22 protein-coding genes, 4 tRNA genes and 1 other RNA gene are annotated in these 21,501 nt (G+C 64.3%); 11 read left to right on the top strand and 16 right to left on the bottom strand.

All coding sequences use genetic code 11. From position 1 onward, the window contains the following. From ASF90_RS14350 to ASF90_RS14295, 12 genes are all read right to left on the bottom strand, one after another. A partial coding sequence (locus tag ASF90_RS14350) for a GTP-binding protein (protein WP_153066014.1) occupies positions 1-98 on the bottom strand: 98 nt, incomplete at its 3' end. Between the two features lie 46 nt (positions 99-144). Beyond that, a tRNA-Thr gene (locus ASF90_RS14345) sits at positions 145-220 on the bottom strand. A 33-nt stretch (positions 221-253) separates the two neighbouring features. Next, positions 254-327, bottom strand: a tRNA-Gly gene (locus ASF90_RS14340). Between the two features lie 29 nt (positions 328-356). Continuing rightward, positions 357-442: transfer RNA gene (locus ASF90_RS14335), tRNA-Tyr, on the bottom strand. A 153-nt stretch (positions 443-595) separates the two neighbouring features. Continuing rightward, a complete protein-coding gene (gene ychF / locus ASF90_RS14330) occupies positions 596-1,687 on the bottom strand; it encodes a redox-regulated ATPase YchF (protein WP_055851351.1) in 1,092 nt (363 codons plus the stop codon). A 71-nt stretch (positions 1,688-1,758) separates the two neighbouring features. Then, positions 1,759-2,343 (bottom strand): aminoacyl-tRNA hydrolase, encoded by a 585-nt coding sequence (gene pth, locus ASF90_RS14325; RefSeq protein ID WP_055851348.1) that lies wholly within the window; start codon positions 2,341-2,343, stop codon positions 1,759-1,761. Between the two features lie 50 nt (positions 2,344-2,393). Beyond that, positions 2,394-3,029 (bottom strand): 50S ribosomal protein L25/general stress protein Ctc, encoded by a 636-nt coding sequence (locus tag ASF90_RS14320; protein WP_023902813.1) that lies wholly within the window; start codon positions 3,027-3,029, stop codon positions 2,394-2,396. Positions 3,030-3,138: 109 nt separating this feature from the next. After that, complete coding sequence (locus ASF90_RS14315; protein WP_055851346.1) at positions 3,139-4,098, bottom strand: ribose-phosphate diphosphokinase; 960 nt, start codon at positions 4,096-4,098, stop codon at positions 3,139-3,141. Positions 4,099-4,258: 160 nt separating this feature from the next. Beyond that, positions 4,259-4,335, bottom strand: a tRNA-Gln gene (locus ASF90_RS14310). A gap of 3 nt (positions 4,336-4,338) precedes the next feature. Then, positions 4,339-5,223: a 4-(cytidine 5'-diphospho)-2-C-methyl-D-erythritol kinase gene (ispE, locus tag ASF90_RS14305; RefSeq protein ID WP_055851342.1), complete on the bottom strand. Its 885-nt coding sequence runs from the start codon at positions 5,221-5,223 to the stop codon at positions 4,339-4,341. Beyond that, the gene (gene lolB / locus ASF90_RS14300; RefSeq protein ID WP_055851339.1) at positions 5,205-5,858 is read right to left on the bottom strand and encodes a lipoprotein insertase outer membrane protein LolB; all 654 of its coding nucleotides are present in this window, start codon (positions 5,856-5,858) and stop codon (positions 5,205-5,207) included. Before lolB ends, ispE begins: the two co-directional genes overlap by 19 nt. Continuing rightward, positions 5,855-7,543 (bottom strand): tetratricopeptide repeat protein, encoded by a 1,689-nt coding sequence (locus tag ASF90_RS14295; RefSeq protein WP_055851337.1) that lies wholly within the window; start codon positions 7,541-7,543, stop codon positions 5,855-5,857. Before ASF90_RS14295 ends, lolB begins: the two co-directional genes overlap by 4 nt. 65 nt (positions 7,544-7,608) lie before the next feature. On the opposite strand from ASF90_RS14295, the gene hemA reads away from it, so the two are divergent. The 6 genes from hemA to ppk2 all read left to right on the top strand — a co-directional run bounded on the left by hemA (position 7,609) and on the right by ppk2 (position 13,653). Continuing rightward, on the top strand, positions 7,609-8,907 hold the full coding sequence (gene hemA / locus ASF90_RS14290; protein WP_055851334.1) for a glutamyl-tRNA reductase: 1,299 nt from the start codon (positions 7,609-7,611) through the stop codon (positions 8,905-8,907). Then, positions 8,885-9,970 carry a peptide chain release factor 1 gene (gene prfA / locus ASF90_RS14285; RefSeq protein ID WP_055851331.1) on the top strand — a complete coding sequence of 362 codons (1,086 nt, stop codon included), beginning with the start codon at positions 8,885-8,887 and terminating at the stop codon, positions 9,968-9,970. The genes hemA and prfA overlap by 23 nt, the downstream gene beginning before the upstream one ends. Next, complete coding sequence (locus ASF90_RS14280) at positions 9,967-11,673, top strand: tetratricopeptide repeat protein (protein ID WP_055851328.1); 1,707 nt, start codon at positions 9,967-9,969, stop codon at positions 11,671-11,673. The genes prfA and ASF90_RS14280 overlap by 4 nt, the downstream gene beginning before the upstream one ends. Before the next feature lie 126 nt (positions 11,674-11,799). Beyond that, positions 11,800-11,877, top strand: a non-coding RNA gene (locus ASF90_RS22440) — sX9 sRNA. A 443-nt stretch (positions 11,878-12,320) separates the two neighbouring features. Continuing rightward, positions 12,321-12,839, top strand: coding sequence for a molybdenum cofactor biosynthesis protein B (moaB, locus tag ASF90_RS14275; RefSeq protein WP_055851324.1), 519 nt, complete (start codon positions 12,321-12,323; stop codon positions 12,837-12,839). A gap of 31 nt (positions 12,840-12,870) precedes the next feature. Next, positions 12,871-13,653 carry a polyphosphate kinase 2 gene (gene ppk2 / locus ASF90_RS14270; RefSeq protein WP_055851321.1) on the top strand — a complete coding sequence of 261 codons (783 nt, stop codon included), beginning with the start codon at positions 12,871-12,873 and terminating at the stop codon, positions 13,651-13,653. Here ppk2 and ASF90_RS14265 read toward each other — a convergent pair. From ASF90_RS14265 to ASF90_RS14250, 4 genes are all read right to left on the bottom strand, one after another. Beyond that, positions 13,635-14,864, bottom strand: coding sequence for a hypothetical protein (locus tag ASF90_RS14265; protein ID WP_055851318.1), 1,230 nt, complete (start codon positions 14,862-14,864; stop codon positions 13,635-13,637). The genes ppk2 and ASF90_RS14265 overlap by 19 nt on opposite strands. 84 nt (positions 14,865-14,948) lie before the next feature. Further along, entirely contained in the window at positions 14,949-15,215 is a 267-nt protein-coding gene (locus ASF90_RS14260; protein ID WP_055851314.1) for an acylphosphatase, read from the bottom strand. Then, positions 15,215-15,823, bottom strand: a complete 609-nt coding sequence (locus ASF90_RS14255) for a TlpA disulfide reductase family protein (RefSeq protein WP_055851312.1) — start codon at positions 15,821-15,823, stop codon at positions 15,215-15,217. The genes ASF90_RS14260 and ASF90_RS14255 overlap by 1 nt, the downstream gene beginning before the upstream one ends. Further along, positions 15,820-17,097, bottom strand: a complete 1,278-nt coding sequence (locus ASF90_RS14250; RefSeq protein ID WP_055851308.1) for a YihY family inner membrane protein — start codon at positions 17,095-17,097, stop codon at positions 15,820-15,822. Before ASF90_RS14250 ends, ASF90_RS14255 begins: the two co-directional genes overlap by 4 nt. A gap of 110 nt (positions 17,098-17,207) precedes the next feature. On the opposite strand from ASF90_RS14250, the gene wrbA reads away from it, so the two are divergent. From wrbA to ASF90_RS14225, 5 genes are all read left to right on the top strand, one after another. Then, entirely contained in the window at positions 17,208-17,804 is a 597-nt protein-coding gene (gene wrbA / locus ASF90_RS14245; protein WP_055851304.1) for an NAD(P)H:quinone oxidoreductase, read from the top strand. After that, entirely contained in the window at positions 17,801-18,145 is a 345-nt protein-coding gene (locus ASF90_RS14240) for a DUF2069 domain-containing protein (protein ID WP_055851300.1), read from the top strand. The genes wrbA and ASF90_RS14240 overlap by 4 nt, the downstream gene beginning before the upstream one ends. 747 nt (positions 18,146-18,892) lie before the next feature. Beyond that, the gene (locus ASF90_RS24275) at positions 18,893-19,900 is read left to right on the top strand and encodes a hypothetical protein (RefSeq protein WP_236699275.1); all 1,008 of its coding nucleotides are present in this window, start codon (positions 18,893-18,895) and stop codon (positions 19,898-19,900) included. Between the two features lie 216 nt (positions 19,901-20,116). Next, the gene (locus ASF90_RS14230; protein WP_055851298.1) at positions 20,117-20,725 is read left to right on the top strand and encodes a hypothetical protein; all 609 of its coding nucleotides are present in this window, start codon (positions 20,117-20,119) and stop codon (positions 20,723-20,725) included. Between the two features lie 289 nt (positions 20,726-21,014). Beyond that, on the top strand, positions 21,015-21,500 hold the full coding sequence (locus ASF90_RS14225; protein ID WP_055851295.1) for an asparaginase domain-containing protein: 486 nt from the start codon (positions 21,015-21,017) through the stop codon (positions 21,498-21,500). Position 21,501 lies beyond the last annotated feature (1 nt).

The raw sequence follows: 21,501 nt of genomic DNA, 5'->3' as shown, positions 1-21,501 counted from the left end.
GTCAGCGCAGCGGTCAACGTGGTCTTGCCATGGTCAACGTGACCAATGGTGCCGACATTGACGTGCAGCTTGTTGCGCTCGAATTTAGCTTTTGCCATGGGTGCAGGTCTCGGTAATCGTTTGGAGTTTAAGACGATTGAGTAATGGTGCTCACGAAAGGAATCGAACCTTCGACCTCCTCCTTACCAAGGAGGTGCTCTACCGACTGAGCTACGTGAGCGAGTTTTGCATTATGCCATGCATTTGCGTTCAATGGAGCGGGAGACGGGAATCGAACCCGCACCATCAGCTTGGAAGGCTGAGGTTCTACCGTTGAACTACTCCCGCGCCGGGAACTGCATGCCACAACGTGAAACTGGTGGAGGGAGGTGGATTCGAACCACCGAAGGCGTAAGCCAGCAGATTTACAGTCTGCCCCCGTTGGCCGCTTGGGTATCCCTCCAGCTTTTACTACCGTACCGTTGCGCCGTGAGGCGAATCGGTTCGGGGTGAAGCAGCCCGTTATTTTGTTGTGGGACGCACCCGGTGTCAACAAAAATTTTGAACTCTTCGTCACTACTGGATACGCGCGACGCTCAGCGCCGCGCGCACCGGATCAGACGTTGAAACGGAAGTGCAGCACGTCGCCTTCCTGGACCCGGTATTCCTTGCCTTCCAGGCGCAGACGACCCGCGTCGCGCGCGCCAGCTTCGCCGCGATACTTGATGAAATCATCGAAGCCGATCGTCTCGGCGCGAATGAAGCCCTTCTCGAAATCGGTATGAATGACCGCCGCCGCCTGCGGTGCAGTGGAGCCGGCCCTGACCGTCCACGCGCGCACTTCCTTGACGCCCGCAGTGAAGTAGGTCTGCAGGCCGAGCAGCTTGTAGGCCGCGCGAATGACGCGATTCAGACCAGGCTCGCTCAGGCCGAGATCGGCGAGGAAGGTGTCGCGGTCCTCGTCGTCGAGCTGGGACAGTTCTTCTTCGATGGCAGCCGAGACCGGCACCACTTCTGCACCTTCAGCGGCGGCATGCGCGCGCACTGCGTCCAGGTGCGGATTATTTTCAAAGCCGTCTTCGAGCACGTTGGCGATGTACAGCACCGGCTTGAGCGTCAACAGGAACAGATCGCGCACCAGCGCCTTCTCTTCCTCGTCCAGACCCGCTGCACGGCCGGATTTACCCTCGGCCAGCGCGGCCTGCAACTTGGCCAGCACCGGCTTGCGTGCCGCTGCGTCCTTGTCGCCGCCCTTGGCACTGCGTTCGGCGCGATTGAGCGCTTTTTCCACGCTGTCCAGGTCGGCCAACGCCAGCTCGGTATCGATGGTTTCGATATCGGCGATCGGGTCGACCTTGTTGTTGACGTGGATGACGTCGTCGTTCTCGAAGCAACGCACCACGTGGGTGATCGCATCGACCTCGCGAATGTGCGCCAGGAACTTGTTACCCAGCCCTTCGCCGCTCGCCGCACCGGCAACCAGGCCGGCGATATCGACGAACTCGACCGCGGTGGGAATCAGCTTTTGCGGCTTGACGATCTCGGCCAGCTGGTTGAGGCGCGGATCCGGCACCGGCACGATGCCGACGTTCGGCTCGATGGTGCAGAACGGAAAGTTGGCCGCAGCGATGCCCGCCTTGGTCAGCGCATTGAACAGGGTCGACTTGCCGACGTTGGGCAGGCCGACGATGCCGCATTTGATACCCATGGGTCACATCCGGGATTCGGGATTCGGGAGTGGAGATTCGTCGCCTACGGCTGCGAATCCCCACTCCCCAATCACGCGTCCCTGGCGGTATGCAGCCGCTTCATCGCTTCGTTGAAATTGCCGTCCATCGCCAGCGGCAGGACATCGATGGCCGCATCCACCGCACTACCGATCGCAGCATCGTCGTCACGCCCTGCCCGCCCCAGCACCCACGGCACCACACGGTCCTTGTGACCAGGGTGACCGATGCCGACGCGCAAGCGGTGAAATTTGCCGTGCCCGAGCAGGCGGATCGTGTCACGCAGGCCGTTCTGCCCACCGTGTCCGCCGTCGAACTTGAGCCGTGCCGTGCCCGGCGCCAGATCCAGTTCGTCGTGTGCGACGAGCATCTGCTCCGGTTCGATCTTCCAGAACCGCAGGGCGGCGGTGATCGATTTGCCGCTGAGATTCATGAAAGTGGCCGGCTTGAGCAGCCAGACCGGCTGTCCTGCGATATCGACCTTGGCCGTTTCGCCGAACAACTTGCTGTCCAGACCCCAGCGGGCGCCACTGCGCTCGATGAGGGCATCGACGAAACGAAACCCGGCGTTATGCCGGGTTTGCGCGTATTCCGGACCCGGATTGCCGAGCCCGACGATCAGCCGAAGTGCAGACATGCCAGTCACCGCAGCCGATTCCCCGCGCAGGCGAGGAATCGGCCGACGGATTACTTGGTTTCTGCGCCTTCGCTGCCTTCTTCACCGGCAGCGTCTTCTTCTTCGATACGCACGTGCTTGGCAGCAACCACGGCGACATCGTGTTCCTTGCCCAGCTTCAGCTCGGGGATTTCCACACCGGCCGGCAGCTTGATTTCGGACAAGTGGATCACGTTGCCCACTTCCAGCGCACCGAGGTCGACTTCGATGAACTCCGGCAGATCCTTCGGCAGGCAGACCACCTGGACTTCGTTGAGCTCGTGGGTCACGACCACTTCGCTCGACTTACCAGCCGGCGAAGTTGCTTCGTTGACGAAGTGCAACGGCACCGCGGCGCTGAGCTTCTCGTTGGCGCTGACGCGCTGGAAGTCGATGTGGATGATCAACTGCTTGAACGGATGGCGCTGCATGTCACGCAGCAGCACCTGCTGCACGTCGCCATTGAGGTTCAGGTCCAGGATCGACGAGTAGAACCACTCGTTTTGCTGGGCGAGCCAGATCTGCTCATGGTTGAGCTGGATGCTGACCGGCTCGAGTTCGCCACCGTAAACGATGGCCGGAATGACGCCAGCGTGACGTAGGCGGCGGCTCGCACCCTTCCCCTCGTTCGCGCGGCGCTCGACCTTGATTTCGTGAGTCTTTGCCATGTTGTTTCACTACCTAGATTGGAATACCGCCTCGCGGCGATGAAGCGTCTCACCCGCGACCAGGAGAGACGTAGTACGGCACCCGTAGATCCGGGCGCCGAATGGGATATCAGTCGACGTAGAGCGAGCTGACCGATTCGCCGAAAGCGATGCGGCGAATGGTCTCTGCCAGCAGTTCGGCCACGCTCAGCTGACGAATCTTCGGGCAGGTACGCGCCGCTTCGTTCAACGGGATCGTGTCGGTGACCACCAGCTCGTCGAGCTGCGAGTTATTGATGTTATCCACCGCCGGGCCGGACAGCACCGGATGGGTGATATAGGCCACCACCTTGAGCGCGCCGCGCTGCTTGAGCGCTGCGGCGGCCGCACACAAGGTGCCGGCGGTATCGACCAGGTCGTCGACCAGCACGCAGGTCTTGCCCTGCACGTCGCCGATGATGTTCATCACGGTGGCGACATTGGCGCGCGGACGGCGCTTGTCGATGATGGCCAGATCGGCGTCGTCCAGGCGCTTGGCGACGGCGCGCGCGCGCACCACACCACCCACGTCGGGCGAGACCACGATCAGGTTGTCGGTGCCGTAGGCGCGCCAGATGTCGGCCAGCAGCAGCGGCGAGGCGTAGACATTGTCGACCGGGACATCGAAGAAGCCTTGGATCTGGTCGGCATGCAGGTCGACCGTCAACACGCGGTCGGCCTCCATCGCGCAGATCATCTTGGCGGCGACCTTGGCGGTGATCGGCACGCGCGAGGAGCGCATGCGACGGTCCTGACGCGAATAGCCGAAATACGGAATCACCGCAGTCACCGAGGCTGCGCTGGCGCGCTTGAGCGCGTCGATCAGCACCAGCAGCTCCATCAGGTTTTCCGCGCTCGGCGCGCAGGTCGGCTGGATGACGAACACTTCCTGCCGGCGCACGCTTTCTTCGATCTCGACCTGCACTTCGCCATCGGAAAAGCGCGTGACCAGCGCCTTGCCCATGCGAACGCCCAGCTCCTTGCAGATGCTCTGGGCAAGCGGCTTGTTGGCATTGCCGGAGAACACCAGCAGATTACGTTGGTCTTGCATGGGATCTCTCAGGCGGCGGCGATAGAGCGTGCGGGTCGGTGAAAGAGCAGACGAGCCAAGCCGTTGCCCGGCCGTTCCTCGATCTCCGCACGTGGATGTGCGGGCGTTTGCAGAAGAATCTGCGTCTACAACTCTTGCAGGGCGACCTGCATCGGTACATTGGCAGGGGCGGTAGGATTCGAACCTACGAATGCCAGGATCAAAACCTGGTGCCTTGGGCCTCTTGGCGACGCCCCTGCATCAAACCTTTGTTGCGTCCAGTGCGTCGAGCAATGGCGAGTGCGCTGCACCCTCCACCACCCACGCCCGCAGGCTGTCCGGCAATTGCGCCAAGGCCTGCTCTGCAGCAGCGCGCGTGGCGAATTCGACGAAACACCCACTCCCTGACCCGGTCAAACGTGGCGTGCCGATCTGGGACAACGCCTGGAACACGGCCTCGACGGCAGGTTCGCGGCGCCGCAGGACCGGCTCGAACGCATTGTCGAGCAGAGAACCGGAAGCGAAGTCCGCTATTTTCACGGGCGCAGCATCCCGCGTCAATTCCTGTGATTGAAATAACGCCGGCGTCGGCACGTGAACGCCTGGATCGACCAGCACATAGGCGGCGTCGGGAAGCGCAATCGGGGTGAGTTGCTCGCCCACGCCTTCGGCCCAGGCGTTGTGTCCGCGGACGAACACCGGCACGTCCGCGCCCAGCCGCAGGCCCAGCGCGGCCAATGCATCGACGGGCAAGCCCAGGCGCCATAAGGCATTGAGCGCGACCAGCACGGTTGCCGCGTCCGACGAGCCGCCGCCAAATCCGCCACCGGCGGGAATGCGCTTGTCGAGACGGATCTCCGCGCCCGCCCGGGTGCCGGTAGACGATTGCAGCAGGCGCGCGGCGCGGATCACCAGGTCATCGTCTTCGGCAACGCCAGGCAAACTGTCGCCGATGCGCCGGATCAGGCCGTCGCTGCGCAAACGAAGATGAATGGTGTCCCCCCAGTCCAGCAGCCGGAACACGGTCTGCAGCAGGTGGTAGCCGTCGGCACGGCGCCCGACGATCTGCAGAAACAGGTTCAGCTTGGCCGGCGCAGGCCACGCCGACCAGCTATCCAGCGCTGCCATCAGGGCGATACCGTCCACTGATCGACCAACAGGCGGACCTTGGCGCTGCCGTTATGGGCTTCGATGCGCTGCGGCAGCGCGGGCTGGCCGTCGCTGGCCGGCGCCCAAGCGAGAAATTCGATGGTCCAGCCATCCTGTTGCACGGTGCGTGGGCGCCCGGCAGCGTCGAGATCGACGCGCTGCGCGCCGGCATCGGCAATGCGCAGCGCGCGCACCCAGTCCGGCATCTGATTGACCGGGATGGTCCAGCCGGTCGCTTCCAGCAAAACCTGTTCGGCATCTGGGCCGCTGCGCGGACCGCCGTCCAGCCCTTCGAGCCGACCAGCGCCGGTGGTGGTATCGCCGGTGAGCACCCAGCTCTGCCGGGTCACCGGGGCACTGAGCTGCACGCGGTACTGCGGGCCGTTCTGCTGCCAGTCGATGCGCCCGCTGCCGCCGTTGCGGTCCTTGCTGATCGCCACCCGCCCCTGGAACGACCACTGCGGGTGGGCCTGCAACCAGGCCTGGCGCGCAGCTTCGGCGTTACGCGCTTCATCGGAGACGCGCTCGACCACCGCCGCGCCGCCGCCCTGCCCGCGCGGCATGCTGACGCAGCCGGACAGGCCGACCAGCACCAGCCCGCTCAGGGCCAGCGCGCGTCGTGCAGCGCTCATAGCCCGAACTTTTCCACGGCGCGTTGCAGCGCGCGGTTGTCAGGATCCAACCGGCGGGCTTCGTCGAAGTAGCGCCGCGCCTCGTCCTGCTTGCCGCTGACCCACAGCACCTCGCCCACGTGCGCGGCAATCTCCGGGTCCTTGACCAGCGCCCAGGCACGGCGCAGCTGCACCAGCGCTTCCTTGTTGCGGCCCATGCGATACAGCACCCAGCCATAGCTGTCGACGATAGCCGGGTTGTCCGGGTCGGCGGTGCGGGCGCGATCGATCAGCGCCAGCGCTTCCTTATAGCGGGTGGTGCGGTCGGCCAGGGTGTAGCCCAGCGCGTTCAAGGCCGCCACGTTTTCCGGCTCGGCGACCAGGATCTTGCGCAGGTCGGCCTCGGCGCGCGCCACATCGTCGCGACGCTCCCAGGCCAGGCCGCGGGCGTACAGCAGCGCGCTGTCGTCCGGATAGGCGGCCAAGCCACGTTCGAAGGCATCCAGCTCGCCCGGGGCGTCGTCGGCGCGCTGATGCAGCTCGGCTTCCAGCACATAGGCATCGCGACGGGCATCGTCGTCGGCGCTGGCATCGCCCTGCAATGCCCGTACTTCGGCCAAGGCTTCGGGCTTGCGGCCCAGCTCGTACAGCGCGCTGGCGGCGCGCAAGCGGGCTTCGCTCATCTGCGGCCCGCCGGGTACGCCGCGGTACCACTCCACCGCTTCGTCGTAACGCTTGAGGAATTCGGCGATCTTGCCCAGCAGCAGGCGGCGATCCGGGTCGGGCTTGGTGGCGTTGCTCTTGAGCTCGCCATACAGCGCCTCCAACGCGGTGCGGTCCTTCTCTTTGGCGAGCATGGACGCGCGCAGGCCGTAGGTCTGGGTGTCCTGCGGGCCGGTGGACAGCACGCGCGCCGCCGCTTCGGTCTGGCCCATGGCGTCGTAGGCGAAGGCCAGCGCGCCGCGCAGTTCGGAATCCTTCACTGCCTGCGGCTCGACGTTCTTCAGCAGCGCCAGCGCTTCGTCGTTCTTGCCTTCCTGCTGCAGCTGGGTGGCATGCAGCAAGGCCACGCGCGGCTCCTCGGGGAAGCGGCGCACCACTTCGTCGACGATGCGTTTGGCCAGCGCCGGGCGCTCCATACGCAGCGCGAGCCGGCCGAATTCCTGCCACACCTCAATCTGGTTGGGGATGGCGCCGGCCTTGACCAGGTCTTCGAGCACGTCGGCCGAGGCTTCCGGCTCGCGGCCGCCATTGGCCAGCGCGATCAATGCAAAGCGCCAGCCGCGCGGGTCGGGTTCTTTGAGCAGGCCGAGCAAGTCGCGGCGCGCGGTGCGCAGATCGTTGCGGCGCAGGGCCAGCGAGGCTTCGGTGCTGCGCATCGACATTGAGGCCGGCGCGCGGGCGCGCCACAGCGCCAGGGCTTCGATGGCACGCGGGTCGTCATTGGCCAGCATTGCAATACGGGCGGCGCGTTCAGCCAGCCCGGCGTCGCCGGCTTCGGCCTTGGCGGCGTCCAGATAGGCGCGTGCAGCTTCGTCCAGCTGCCCGGCCTGCAAGGCGAATTCGCCGGCGAGCACAGGTTCCAGCGAGGTGGCGCCGGCACTGCTGGCGGGTGGAGCGGGCGGTGCTTTTTTGGGTGCTGCCGTGGCGTTGGCGGACACTGCTACCAGCAAAAGAACACTCAGGATGCGAATCGGTACAGGCATCGGGGGCAACCGGGCCGTAAAATGGGGCCCTGAATGGCCGCCAGCTTATCGCAAGCAACTGAACAATGACGTTGTGGGTGCTCGGACTGAATCACCAGACCGCACCTGTGGACCTGCGCGAACGCGCGGCGTTCGCAGGTGACGCGCTGCCGCGCGCGCTCGAATCGTTGCGGGCCTTGCCGCAGGTGCGTGAGGCCGCGCTGCTGTCCACCTGCAACCGCACCGAGCTGTATGCGATGGCCGACGACGTGCAGGCGCTGGCCGGCTGGCTGGACGCGCATGCGCCGGGACTGAGTAGCTATCTGTACCAGCATCAGGATGCCGACGCGGTGCGCCACCTGTTCCGGGTCGCTACCGGGCTGGATTCGATGGTGCTGGGCGAGCCGCAGATCCTGGGCCAGGTGAAAGATGCCTGGGCGGTGGCGCGCGCGCATGGCGCACTGGGCAGCGGGTTGGATCGGTTGTTCCAGCAGACCTTTTCGGTAGCCAAGCGCGCGCGGACCGATACCCGTGTCGGCGCCAACCCGGTGTCGGTGGCCTCCACAGCCGTGCGCCTGGCACAGGAGTCCTTTGCCCGGCTCAACGAATCGACCGTGTTGCTGGTCGGCGCCGGCGAAACCATCGAGCTGGCCGCCAAGCACCTGAGCGAAGGCCGCGTGCGGCGCCTGTTGATCGCCAATCGCACCCTTGCGCATGCGCAGACACTGGCCAGCCAGCACGGCGGCTATGCCTTGCCGCTGACGGATCTGGAACGCCATCTGGCCGAGGCCGATGTGGTGTTTTCGGCCACCGCCGCGCGCGAGCCGGTCATCACGCGGGTGCAGGTGGAACAGGCGCTGCGCGCGCGCAAACGCAAGCCGATGCTGTTGTTCGACCTGGCGGTGCCGCGCGATATCGAAGCCTCGGTGGCGACGCTGAGCGATGCCTACCTGTACACCGTGGACGATCTTGAACGCGCGGTCGAAGACAACCGCCGCAGCCGCCGCGAAGCCGCAGACCAGGCCGAGGCGATCATCGACCTGCAGGTGGCGCGCTATGTCGAGACCGTGCAGGCCAACGCGCGCCAGGCACCGCTCAAGCGGCTGCGCGCGTTCGGCGACAGCACCCGCGACGAATTGCTGGCCAAGGCGCGTCAACAGTTGAGCAACGGCAAGCCGGCCGACGAAGTGCTGGAGCAACTGGCGCATGCGCTGACCAATCGCCTGTTGCACCCGCCGACCGCCGCGCTGCGCGATGCCGCGCTCAACAACGACCTGGAATTGACCAGCGCGGCCGACCGGCTGTTCCCGGAAAAACCCGGTTACCCACATCCCCCTGTAGCTACCCCGATCGTGAGGACTGATGACGCCGACCCTGCGCCGTAAGCTCGAAGCGCTGGCCGAGCGCCGCGAAGAACTGCAGCACCTGTTGTCCGACCCGGACGTGGTCAACAACAACGACAAGTTCCGCAGCCTGTCGCGCGAACTGTCGCAACTGGAGCCGGTGGCCGTGGCGCTGGAAGACGAGGCGCGCGCCAAGGCCGACCTGAGCGCGGCCGAAGCCATGCGCAACGACCCGGAAATGCGCGAGTTGGCCGAGGAGGAAATCGCTGCGGCACAGGCGCGCCTGGACGAACTGGATGCGCAGTTGGCATTGCTGCTGGTCCCGCGCGATCCGCGCGACGACGGCAACCTGTTTCTGGAAGTGCGCGCCGGCACCGGCGGCGATGAGGCGGCGATCTTTGCCGGCGACCTGTTCCGCATGTACGCGCGCTATGCCGAGCGCCAGGGCTGGAAGGTCGAAATCGAATCCGACAGCCCCGGCGAGCACGGTGGCTATAAAGAAGTGGTGGCACGCGTGGTCGGGCGCGGCGCGTATTCGCGGCTGAAGTTCGAATCCGGCACCCATCGCGTGCAACGTGTGCCCGCAACCGAGTCGCAGGGCCGTATCCATACCTCGGCGGCGACGGTGGCGATCATTCCCGAAGCCGACGACGTGGAAGAGATCGTGATCAATCCGGCGGATTTGAAGGTGGATACCTTCCGTTCGTCCGGCGCCGGCGGCCAGCACGTCAACAAGACCGAATCGGCCATCCGCATCACCCACGTGCCCAGCGGCGTGGTGGTGGAATGCCAGACCGAGCGCAGCCAGCACGCCAATCGCGACAAGGCGATGAAGCGCCTAAAGGCGCAATTGGTGGAAGCCGAACGCAGCAAGGCCGCGGCCGCCGAAGCGCACACGCGCAAGTTGCAGGTGGGCAGCGGCGACCGCAGCCAGCGCATCCGCACCTACAGCTTTCCGCAGGGCCGCATCACCGACCACCGCGTGGAGGGGCTGACCCTGTACGACCTGCCCAACATCATCGAAGGCGATCTGGATGCGTTGGTCGCACGGTTGCTGCACGAGCATCAGGCCGACGAACTGGCGCGGTTGAGCGACAGCCCGTGAGTGCCAACGTCCCGCGCGAGCTGCTGCAGCTGCGCGAGGCGGTACAGCGGCAGCCCGGCGATTTCGTTGCGTGGTTGATGCTGGCCGATGCCGAACTCGGCATGGGCGGCATCGCTGCTGGCGAGTTGGCCGTGCAACGCGCGTTGGCCCTGCATCCCGGCCACCCGGAAGCGATCGCGCGGCTTGGGCGCGTGCGTTGGGCGCAACAGCGGCACGCCGAGGCGTCGCGTCTGCTGCAGCAGGCATCGGACCTGGTGCCGCAGCACCCGGGCATTGCGCTGTGGCTGGGCCATGCCTTGGAAGACGCCGATCAGCCGGAACAAGCGGCAGCGGCCTATACACGCGCGTATCACCTGCTGCCCGACGAGCCGTACATCGCCGCGCAGCTACTCAACTGGCGACGTCGTTTATGCGATTGGCGCGGCCTGGATGCCTTGGCCGCGCAGGTCCGCAACGCCGTGGCACAGGGCGCGGCGGCGGTGGAGCCGTTCGCGTTCCTGAGCGAAGACGCCACTGCGGCCGAGCAACTGGCCTGTGCGCGCACGCGTGCGCAGGCGATCGCTTCAAGCCTGCAGCCACTGCCACCAGTTGCGCTACGCAGCCGCGGCGGGTTGCGCGTGGGCTTCGTATCCAATGGCTTCGGCGCACATCCCACCGGTGTGTTGACGGTGGCATTGTTGGAGGCATTGCAGCGGCGCCAACCGGAGCTGCAGCTGCACCTGTTTGCGACCAGCCAGGACGACGGCAGCGCGATTCGCGCGCGCTTGACGCAGGCCACGACCCTGCACGATGTCACCGCGCTTGGGCATCTGGCCACCGCGCAGCACATCCGTGCGCAGGGCATCGACGTGTTGTTCGATCTGCGCGGCTGGGGCGGTGGCGGACGCCCGGAAGTGTTCGCGCTGCGGCCGGCGCCGTTGCAGATCAATTGGCTGGCATACCCGGGCACCTCCGGTGCACCGTGGATGGATTACGTACTGGGCGACGCGTTTGCATTGCCACCGTCGTTGGGGCCGTTTTACAGCGAGCAGGTGCTGCGCTTGAACCGCGCGTTTCAGCCGTCGGACACCACGCGCACGCCTGGCGAACCGCAGTCACGCACCGCGTGTGGGTTACCCGCGCAGGGCACGGTGTTTTGCTGTTTCAACAATAGCTACAAACTCAATCCGCGCAGCATGGCGCGCATGCTGGCTGTACTGCATGCGGTGGCCGGCAGCGTGCTGTGGCTGTTGTCGGGGCCGGGCCAGGCCGATGCGCGGTTGCGAGCGACAGCACAGGCGCAGGGCGTGGATGCGCAGCGCCTGGTCTTCATGCCGAAGTTGCCTCACCCGCAGTATCTGGCACGTTACCGGCACGCGGATTTGTTTCTGGATACGCATCCTTATAACGCGCACACCACCGCCTCCGATGCGTTGTGGGCGGGTTGTCCGGTGCTGACCACGCCCGGCGAGACGTTTGCCGCGCGGGTGGCGGGCAGCCTCAATCAGCATCTGGGGCTGGAAGAGATGAACGTGGCCGACGATGCGGCGTTTGTGGCCAAGGCGGTGGCATTGGCAAGCGATGCGGATGCGTTGGCCGATCTGCGTGCGCGGCTGGCTGAGCAACGGCAGCGCAGTGGCGTTTTCGATATGGATGGGTTTGCGGACGATCTTGCGGCCCTGCTGCAGATGATGGCGCGGGAGCGTGGTTGGTTGGGGGTTTAGATGGTGGCTGGTGGGATGCAGCGCTGAAGCGATGGTGTGGGCCGCTGTGGCTCAAGGCGCGATTTAGAGCCGCTGACAACACTACTGTGCAGCCGCCAGTCCGGCGCAGCCGGTGCTCGGTGCGGTATGGATCGCTCCGTACACTCCGGTTCTGGGCGCGCCATCCACGCCTACCTGACAACTGCTCGCTACGTTTTGTTAGCCGCTCTTACTGCAGCGGCATTAGGCCAAACACTGCCGGTGGACCTGCTCCCTTCTGCCGTCGGGAGAAGGTGGCGCGCAGCGCCGGATGGGGGGCGAGCAAGCCTGCAATGCGCAGACTGCAACTGGTTGCCGATGCTTGGGGCTCTGCTGATCGCTGCTACCTTGTGCTCACCCATGTAGCAAGTGTTGCCATTGAGGCTTCGCCCGTACCCTCACCCCAACCCCTCTCCCGCAGGAGAGGGGCTTTGGTCACTGCGCTGGCACCTGAGAAGAAAGGATTTTGTGCCTGCGCGCCGAAAGCTCCGGCGCACATGATGGCTGACGCTAGAAATTTCCAGCACTGATCAACTTTCAACACTATTCGACATGCAACGCTCGAACTCTAATCCTCGAATTCACGCCGCGGCGCTGTACCCGGCCGCTGCGGCTGGTTACGCTGCGGCATGCCTTCGACTCCCGACTTCATTCCCCTGCGCCTGTGCGTGCTGACGGTGTCCGACAGCCGCACGCTGGCCGACGACCGCTCCGGCAATTACCTGGCCGACGCCCTCACCCAGGAAGGCCACGTGCTGCACGACCGTGCGCTGTGTGCGGACGACCGTTACCGCATGCGTGCGGTCGTGTCGGCGTGGATTGCCGATGCGCAGGTGGACGGCATCCTGGTCACCGGCGGCACTGGCTTTACGGGCCGCGACAGCACGCCTGAGGCGATCACACCGCTGCTGGACAAGATCATGCCGGGCTTCGGCGAGATGTTCCGCGCCATCAGCGTGGAAGAAATCGGTACGTCTTCGCTGCAATCGCGCGCGTTTGCGGGGCTGGCCAATCACAGCTTCGTGTTCTGCCTGCCCGGCTCCACCTCGGCGTGCCGCACGGCATGGGAAAAGATCATGCGTGCGCAGCTGGATGCGCGCACCAAGCCATGCAATCTGGCGACATTGCGTCCACGGCTGGGCGAATAGCCTGCGGGTTCGATCGTCGAACGGAACCCGCATGTCGCACCTGAAACGCAAGGCCTACAAGAAGTTGCTGGCACCGCTGCAATTGGAGCTGGTCGGCATGGCGCGCTGGCTGCGCCACACCAATCAACGCGCCCTGGTGCTGGTGGAAGGCCGCGACACCGCCGGCAAGGGTGGCGTCATCCAGACCATCGCCAGCCATCTCAACCCGCGCCAGTGCCGGGTGGTGGCGCTGCCCAAGCCCAACGACCGCGAAAGCACGCAGTGGTATTTCCAGCGCTATGTAACGCATCTGCCGGCCGGCGGCGAGTTGGTCCTGATGGACCGCAGTTGGTACAACCGCGCCGGCGTGGAACGGGTGATGGGCTATTGCACCGACGCGCAATACGAGGCGTTTCTGGAGCAGGCGCCGCGCTTTGAACAGATGCTGGTCGATGACGGCATTCTGCTGTTCAAGTACTGGTTGTGCGTGGACCAGGCCGAGCAGGAAGAACGCTTTGCCGAGCGTCACGAAGACCCGCTCAAGGGCTGGAAGCTGTCGCCTGTGGATCTGCAATCGCGCACCAAATACGACGATTACACCGCAGCCCGAGAGCGCATGCTCGAAGTGACCCATATTCCGGATGCGCCGTGGACGCTGGTGGACTTCAACGACCAGAAACGTGGCCGGCTGAGCCTGATCCGCGATCTGCTGGATCGGCTGCCGGACACCGCGGTGCCCGACGAGCCGCTAGCGCTGCCGCCCTTGCACGGCAAGCCGCACAAGGAGCGCTACGGCGTGCTGGAACCGATCGACGATTACGCCGGCCAGTCCTGAGAAACTTCGTCGCTGGCCGTGGTGGCGCGCGGCAGCGGATGCAGGCCGGCCTGACGTTCGGCCTGCTCGGCCTGCAGCACCAGCTGGCTCAGGCGCTGACTGAACAACTGCATGAAACCGCGGTGCAACGGGCGCATCGCTTCCATGTAGTCCACATCGTCGGCCTGCGCGCCGAGCGGGCTGCAGGACGACAACAGCACTTCATCCAGACGCAGGGCGCTGTCGGGCAAACGGACCAGCGCAGCGCGACGCAACCAGTCGCGCATGCCTTCGCGGTATTCGGCGGCCAGGATGTAGGCCACTTCGACCTGGTCCAGGTCCACGTCCGGGTTCCATGCCAGCACCTGGATCACCTGCGAGCGCTCGTCCAGCATGCGGCCTTCGGCCACCAATGCATGCAGTTGCTGCAGCAGCCGCCACTGCACGCCGGCCGCGTCGCGTTGTGCGGTCGGCATCGCTTCGATCGCCAGTGCCAGACGGCGCGAGAACAGGGCCGGTACATCGGCCAGGACCACCGGGCCCGCATCGGCGCCCAGCAGGAAACGCTCGGTGCGCAGCGCGGCGGTGTCCGGCAGATAACCGTCCTGCAGTGGGCGCATCACACCGTGATCGAGCAGCGACAGCACCACGTCGAGCCAGTAGCGGCGATCCTGCTGCAGCGCGCGGTTGACCGAGGCGTTCTGCCAGGCGGTGCGTCCCTCGTCCAGACGTGCGATGCAGGCCTGGGCATCCATCCCATCCCACGGCGCGCGGGTGGCATCGTTGGGGTCGAAAGTTTCGGCGCTGAGCATGCCGGCGCCAAAGCGGTGCCAGGCGGCGCCACGCTGGGTGTCGGTCGGGTCGAGGCGGGGGGTGGCAAGCGCGACCGGAATCGCCGGGCGCAGCAGCGCCGCGTAGGCATCGGTCCACGATTCGGGCAGGCGTGCCGACATCGGGTAGGTCGCCGCCGGCTGCGCCAGACCGCGACGCGCCAGACGCAGGCTCCACGCCACCGCACCGATCACGATGCCGCCAAACGTCCACGCCAGCAGCCAGCTGGTGGCCGCCTGTTCGGGCTGCAGGACGCGGGTGGACGGCTGCACGAACAGCAACCAGCCACTGCCCAGCAGCGCGCCGAGATACAGCCACGGCCCGAACTGCGTCAGCTGGTGATTGCGGCGATGTGCCGCCGGAGCGTGCCCGTCGTTGTGATCTTGAGATGGAGCGGCCATTACATTCCCCTGAACGCCTGATCGCGTTGAGAAGGTTATCGGCGAAGCAACGCAACTCTGTTGCCCCGCCGTGGCGGCACGCACTCAGCCAGTTACAAATTCTTCAGTCGGCGGAACCGCACACGCCGTGCGTGTCACCGATGTCACCTGCGCCGCTGGCGGGCCTTGCCACAGCCAGGTTTCCAACGCATCCAGTGCGGCCTGGCTGCCGGCGGCGACCACCTCCACGCTGCCGTCCGGCTGGTTGCGGGCGTGCCCGTACACACCCAGCGCCAGCGCGCGCTCGCGGGTGGAGGCGCGGTACCACACACCCTGCACTATCCCGCTGACCACAAAACGCGCCGCCTGCATCACCCCGCCTTGCCGGTGATACCGACCGCCGCTTCGATGTCGCGGGCGGTGACCGGGCCGAGGAACTGCTTGGCGACCTTGCCGTCCGGGCCGATCAAATAGGTCATCGGCAGGCCGCGTGGCGTGGCGAAGTCCTGCGGCGGCTGATACGGGTCCAGGATCGCCACCGGGTAGGACACCGGGTGGTCCTTCAAAAACGCCTGCATATCGGCGGCGGTGATGTCTTCGTAGGCCAGGCCCACCACTTCGACGCTGTCGCGCATGGTGTGCAGTGCCGACAGCTCCGGCATTTCCTTCAGGCAAGGCGCGCACCAGGTGGCCCAGAAGTTGACCACCACCCACTTGCCGCGATGCGCGGCCAGGTCGTAGGTCTCTCCCGACACCGTGGGCAGCGACAGCTTCGGCATCTCGGCGGTCTGCTGCACCACCGAGGTGTTGGCCGCGCTGGCCGGGTCAGCGGCGGGTTTTTCGGGTGTCTGGGTGGCCGTGGCAGGCGCTGCCGCCGAATCGGCCGCAGCGGGCGTGCCCTCGCCAGTGGGCTTGCAGGCGGTCAGCAGCAACAGCGGCAACAGCAGCGCGCACGCGCCGCGCACAAGACGCATCGTCATGGAGGATCTCCGGGGAGGTGGGTGTAGAGGTCGCCGACCGGTTGCGCCAGCACGCCGCGCAACGGTTGACGCAGTTGTTCCAGCGCGGCGGCGGCGGCCTGGCCGTAGGCATCGTCGCGGCACGGTAGCGGGCGGTCTTCGATCGGCACACGTAGCTGGCAGTTTTCGTAGAGTTCGGCCAATGGCACCACGTCCAGATCGCGCGCCAGCAGCCATTGGCCGCGCTCGTCGCGCCGCAGCAGGCGGATGCGTTTGAGCTCGCACAGCAGCTCCTGCATCAGCGTATCGGTGAGCATCGGCTCCAGCGCAAGAATGCGGTCTTCGTCCAGGCCGTTGCCGTGGATGCGTGCCTGCCGGAACCGGCCGAGCAGACGCAGCAGGCCATAAATTTCGAAGCCCGGCGGCAGGCGCATGGCTTCGGGCTGATAGCGAAATGCGGACATCGACGATGCCAGCGACGCGCCCAGCAACACCGACACCCAGCTGAGATAAATCCACAGCAGCAGGATCGGCAGGGCCGACAGCGCGCCGTAGATGCGCTGATAGGTCTGGAAATTGCCCAGATAGAAGCCAAAGCCCCATTTGACGATCTCCATCAGGATCACCGCCAGCAGCGCGCCAGGCAGCGCGTGACGCAGGCGCACCCCATGCTGCGGCACCACCCGGTAGATCAGCACGATGCAGACGAACTCCACCGCCATCGGCGCCAGCCGCCAGGCGAATTCGGCCAGCCACTGGCCTTCGGTGGTGCGGAACAGCGGTAGCGCGAACACATAGGCCGCCATCGCCATCGAGGCGGCGGCGAGCATCGTGCCCAGGGTCAGCACGGTCCAGTAAATCAAAAACCGGGTCACCTTGGGCCGCGCAGCAGCCACCCGCCAGATGCTGTTGAAGGTCTGTTCGATGCTGTGCAGGGTGATCAACAACGAGGCCACCAGCGCCACCATACCGGCGACGGTGAACTTGCCCAGATCTTCCAGCGAACGGTTGAGATAGTTCTGCACCGAGCGCGCAGCGCCGGGCACGAAGTTGTTGAAGATGAAGTCGGTGAGCGCGTCCTTCCATTCGTTGAATGCAGGAAACGCCGACAACACGCCGAACACCACGATTGCCAGCGGCACCAGCGCAAACACCGTGGTGTAGGCCAGCGAGGCCGCTGCCTGGAACAGGCGGTCGTCCAGAAAGCGGCGCCACAGAAAGCGCCCGAAGCTCACCGTCCGCGCGCGATCGCGCAGACGCTCTTTCCATTGGTGGAGTTTGTTCACACGCGACATCGCGCAAGGGTACCCGATGCGCCGTCATCGCGGCCTTGTCGCACCTGCGGCGTGCAGGCAGGCGGCGGCATGGCCGATACTGCGGCAACTCAACATGCGGCAGAGGCACGATGGCGGAGATTCTGGTGCTGTACTACAGCCGTGGCGGCTCGGTGGCGCGGCTGGCGCGGCAGATCGCGCGCGGCATCGGCGAGGTGACGGGCATGAGTGCGCGGCTGCGCACGGTGCCGCCGGTGGCTGCGGTGACACAGACCAGCGCCCCGCCGGTGCCGGACGAAGGCGCGCCGTATGTGGACCGCGTCGATCTGGCCGAATGCAGCGGCCTGCTGCTGGGCAGCCCGACCCGCTTCGGCAACATGGCCGCACCGATGAAACACTTCCTCGACAGCCTGGGCGCCGAATGGGCCACCGGCACCCTGGCCGGCAAGCCGGCAGGCGTGTTCACCTCCACCGCCTCGATGCATGGCGGCCAGGAATCCACCCTGCTATCGATGCACCTGCCGCTGCTGCACCACGGCTGCTTGATCGTCGGCATCCCATTCACCGAGGCCGCGCTCAGCCACACCACCAGTGGTGGCACCCCGTACGGCGCCAGCCATGTGTCCGGCGCCGGTGGCGACCCGCAACCCAGCGAGGACGAAGCCCTGCTGGCGCGCGCGCTCGGCCGCCGCGTGGCCGACATCGCACGCCGGCTCGCCGCGCCGTGAGCCTGCGCGCCGTGCATTGGTCGCTGACGTTTGCGCTGCTGGCGCTGACTGTGGTGTACGTGATCTGGTTTCACGACGATCCGCGTCGCACCGCCGCCTTGCTGGTCTTCGCGCTGCCGCCGGCACTGACCGGCGTGCTGGCTGTGCGCAGTGCCCGTGCCCGCTTCTGGGCCGGCACCTTTGCGCTGGGCTGGTTCAGTCACGGCGTGATGGCGGCCTGGAGCCAGCCCCACGTCCGTGGGCTGGCGTGGCTGGAACTGCTGCTGGCGCTATTGGTCATCGGGTTGGTCAGCGGGCCCGGCGTTGCCGCGCGCTTCGGTAAGCGCCGCCCGACACCCTAACCGCAAGCGACACGCGGGCACTCAACGTACTTGAACACCCCCGTTGCCAAGCGGCGGGCGGGCGCTGTTGCACGCCACCACCAGTCACCGGCAAGCGCGCCAGGCGTTGATGTTGATCATTGGCACCAGCGCCAGACTGCCCTTGGTGTGCCGAATCGCCAAACACCGTGGTTTTTTTAAAAACACGACGTTAATTTTTTGCCGACACATCCATCTCCGAATCATTAGAGATAAAGAAAATATTAGAGACCACTCCTACAAAACAGAGTTTGTCTTTCCGTGCGGACCCCCAATACATTCTCGCAACACGGAATAGATCGATTCCGCAACACTCAAAGCCACCGGCTTAATGCTTCGTTAAAATGATCACATATTCTCCTGCCCAACCGGCTATCGCCACAGGAGACATGACCACACCTAGAGACCAATCAATAACCGCAAAACGGCCTGGCGATGCAGTCTTATTTAAACAAACTATCCAATTCTTATTTTTGCCTGAATCTTTAGTGCAGCGACACACAGTGTCAGTCGATGACACGTAGCCGATCAAAGGCACCAGTACGTTTGCGACGCAGGGCGGCACCCGCTTCAACATAACTACGCACTGCCTTTCGTAAAAACGTGAATCTGTAACGACGGAATAAATCACGTCGTCGTAGTCCCGTTTTACTTGCCAACCTCAATCACTATCCGGCACGAACTGCGCGATTATAACCGAGCACCCCACTCTTCCTGGGACATTCAACGATGCACCAATACACACCGCGACGCCGAAATCTTTTATTCGTCGCTATCGGCAGCGTGATCGCCTGCATAGCAATATACAGTTACTCCGACACCCCTTCACTCAATGGGAAACATGGCAATTCAACCAGTGGGAGTTCTTTGAGTAAAAAAGCTTCTTCTTCACGCAATTATTTTTCGCCACCCGCCACCGATGCGCGTGCCCTGGCCTCTGAAAATCCACCGTCACCGCAGGATGAAGGCATCTTTTCCGCTGACGAGATCGCATCCCGGGTTAGAGAATATTTCGAGCGCCTAGTGTCCGACCCATCGCTCTCCGATGCACAGCGCAGCGCGTTCGCGGCACGTTTGGTTGCAAGCATTGAGGCCGATCCCAAAGCGAAGCTTGCCGTTTCAGACTACCTCAGCAAGATGCCTGATGACATGCTCCGGGACGAACTTGGCAACATGCTGGTGCTTAACGCAACCGGCAGGGAGATGCTGGTTACCGAGGCAAACCGCATTTGGCAAAGCAAGGACAAGTCACTGTATCGGGGCATGTACATGACGTATGCCAACATGCCCGGGACTGCTTCTCCTAACATCCTGGCCGATGCGATTTCCTCGCTAGGCGAGCGCAGCAATGGCGACTATCCGTCGATTTCAGCACTGAACTTCATCGGGACCCTGGAACAGGACACCTCCATCGAAGGTGCCGCGCTTCGACAAAGCGCACTGTCGCAATTGGAGTCCCTGATCAGAGGCGATGGCGACGACACAGTGCGCGCCATTGCCGCTCAAAAAGTCTATCGCCTGTCTTCCCCAGAGGCGGCTGCAGAGGCAGCCACAAACTATCTTTCGCATAACCCGAGCAATCCGTTGGTAATGGAAACGCTCAATTCGGTGCGCAGCGGAGATGTGGAGCTGACTCCGCCACTCAGATCCAAACTTGCCGCAGCCGTGTCCCGTCCACAGGCATCCCAATCGGAAATACAAAGCTTTGCCGCGTTGACCAAGGCACGCGGCTCGTAGGACTGCCTTCACCGTGAACGAGGGGGAAGTGCATGACACCACATCATCGTGGTCGCCGGTCATGAACGGTGTCGCCGCCTGATCTGGATGGAATGCGTACGTCGTTAAGCCGCTAAATCACTCAAGGTGCATCTCCAATGACTTAAAGCCCTCCGGCCTAAGCCGTGCGCACTTTTCAAATATTCAAAAACTTATCATTCTCAACGGAGTTGAAAAATGCTGAATAAAACATTCAAAACCACTTGGTTGATTGCTGCGGCGGCTGTTTTGTTCGCAAGCAGTTGCGCCAATGCCGCAACCATCCATGCGAAGGATATCGAGTTATTCAATAGCTGGGTCGGCAAGACGCAAAAGGCGTTCTATGAAGACGGCGATTTCAAGAATTGGTCCACTTGCTTCAGCTCGACCAACGGAAGCTGCAGCGCCAGCACCAAGTCCTCCACCGTTGGCGCGTGCCGGAGTACCGAATTCGGTATCGGCGCAGACTGGGAGCTACCGATGAAGATCCCAGGATTGTCGTTGAGCGGAAGTGCCAGCCATAGCTGGACCGAGTGCAACGAACGCTCCGAATCGACCGAATGTACGCCCCATGTAGGATTCAAGGGCGGAACAGCGGTTTTGGTGAGCGAGCGCATTGGCCGAACGAAGTATCTGGGCGTGTTTGCGATTCCCCTTGGCAAGGTGAAGTTGCCAGCCAATTACTTTGTAAGCAATTATCAAGGCAGCAAGATCTACCAATACTCGGGAGCACCCATCATCACGCAAGGCTATCTTCCCGAGTACAGAGCCTATGGATGCCAGTATGTTCGCCCGTGGGTGAACTGATCGCATCGCGTCTGGGCACTCGGCCGTCATACGTCCGGCCTTGCACCCTCGGCGTGTTTGCGTGACCTGAAGTGTGTGACACAAGGAGTCCGTGCTTGCCTAGCAAGCACGGACTTTGTACAGGTGCCCATCCAACTGCATCACTGCGGTGGGCAGCCACATCATGACAACCTCATCCAATTGGGGGGCCTTGCACTGCTGATGCAGCGCCCTGCAGGGCGCCGGCCGGGGCCGTATCATGACGGCCTTGCGCGGCTCGCACCGTGCCGGCCCTACAGGATCCGCAGCAATGGAAGACCTCCTGATCGTCACCACCGGTGGCACGATCGACAAGATCTACTTCGACGACAAGTCCGACTACCAGATCGGCGACCCGCAGATTGGCCAGATCCTCAAGGAGCTGGGGGTGACCTTCCGCTTCTCGGTCATTCCGATCATCCGCAAGGATTCGTTGCACATCACCGAGGCTGATCGCGAGCTGATCCGCGCCACCATTGCCGCCCAACCGACTCGCCACGTGTTGATCACCCATGGCACCGATTCGATGGTGGCAACCGGCAAGGTGCTGCAGTCGATCGCCGACAAGACCATCGTGATGACCGGTGCGCTCAACCCGGCGCGTTTCCGCGGCTCGGATGCGGAGTTCAATATCGGGTGCGCGGTCGGTGCGGTGCAGTCGCTGCCGGCCGGCGTCTATATCGCCATGAACGGGCGGATCTGGAATCCGGAACAGGTGCGCAAGAACGTCGCTGCCAACCGTTTCGAATCGCTCTGAG

This window comes from Xanthomonas sp. Leaf148 (assembly GCF_001423585.1).
GTDB lineage: Bacteria > Pseudomonadota > Gammaproteobacteria > Xanthomonadales > Xanthomonadaceae > Xanthomonas.
This window is presented reverse-complemented; position numbering and strand designations above follow the sequence as displayed.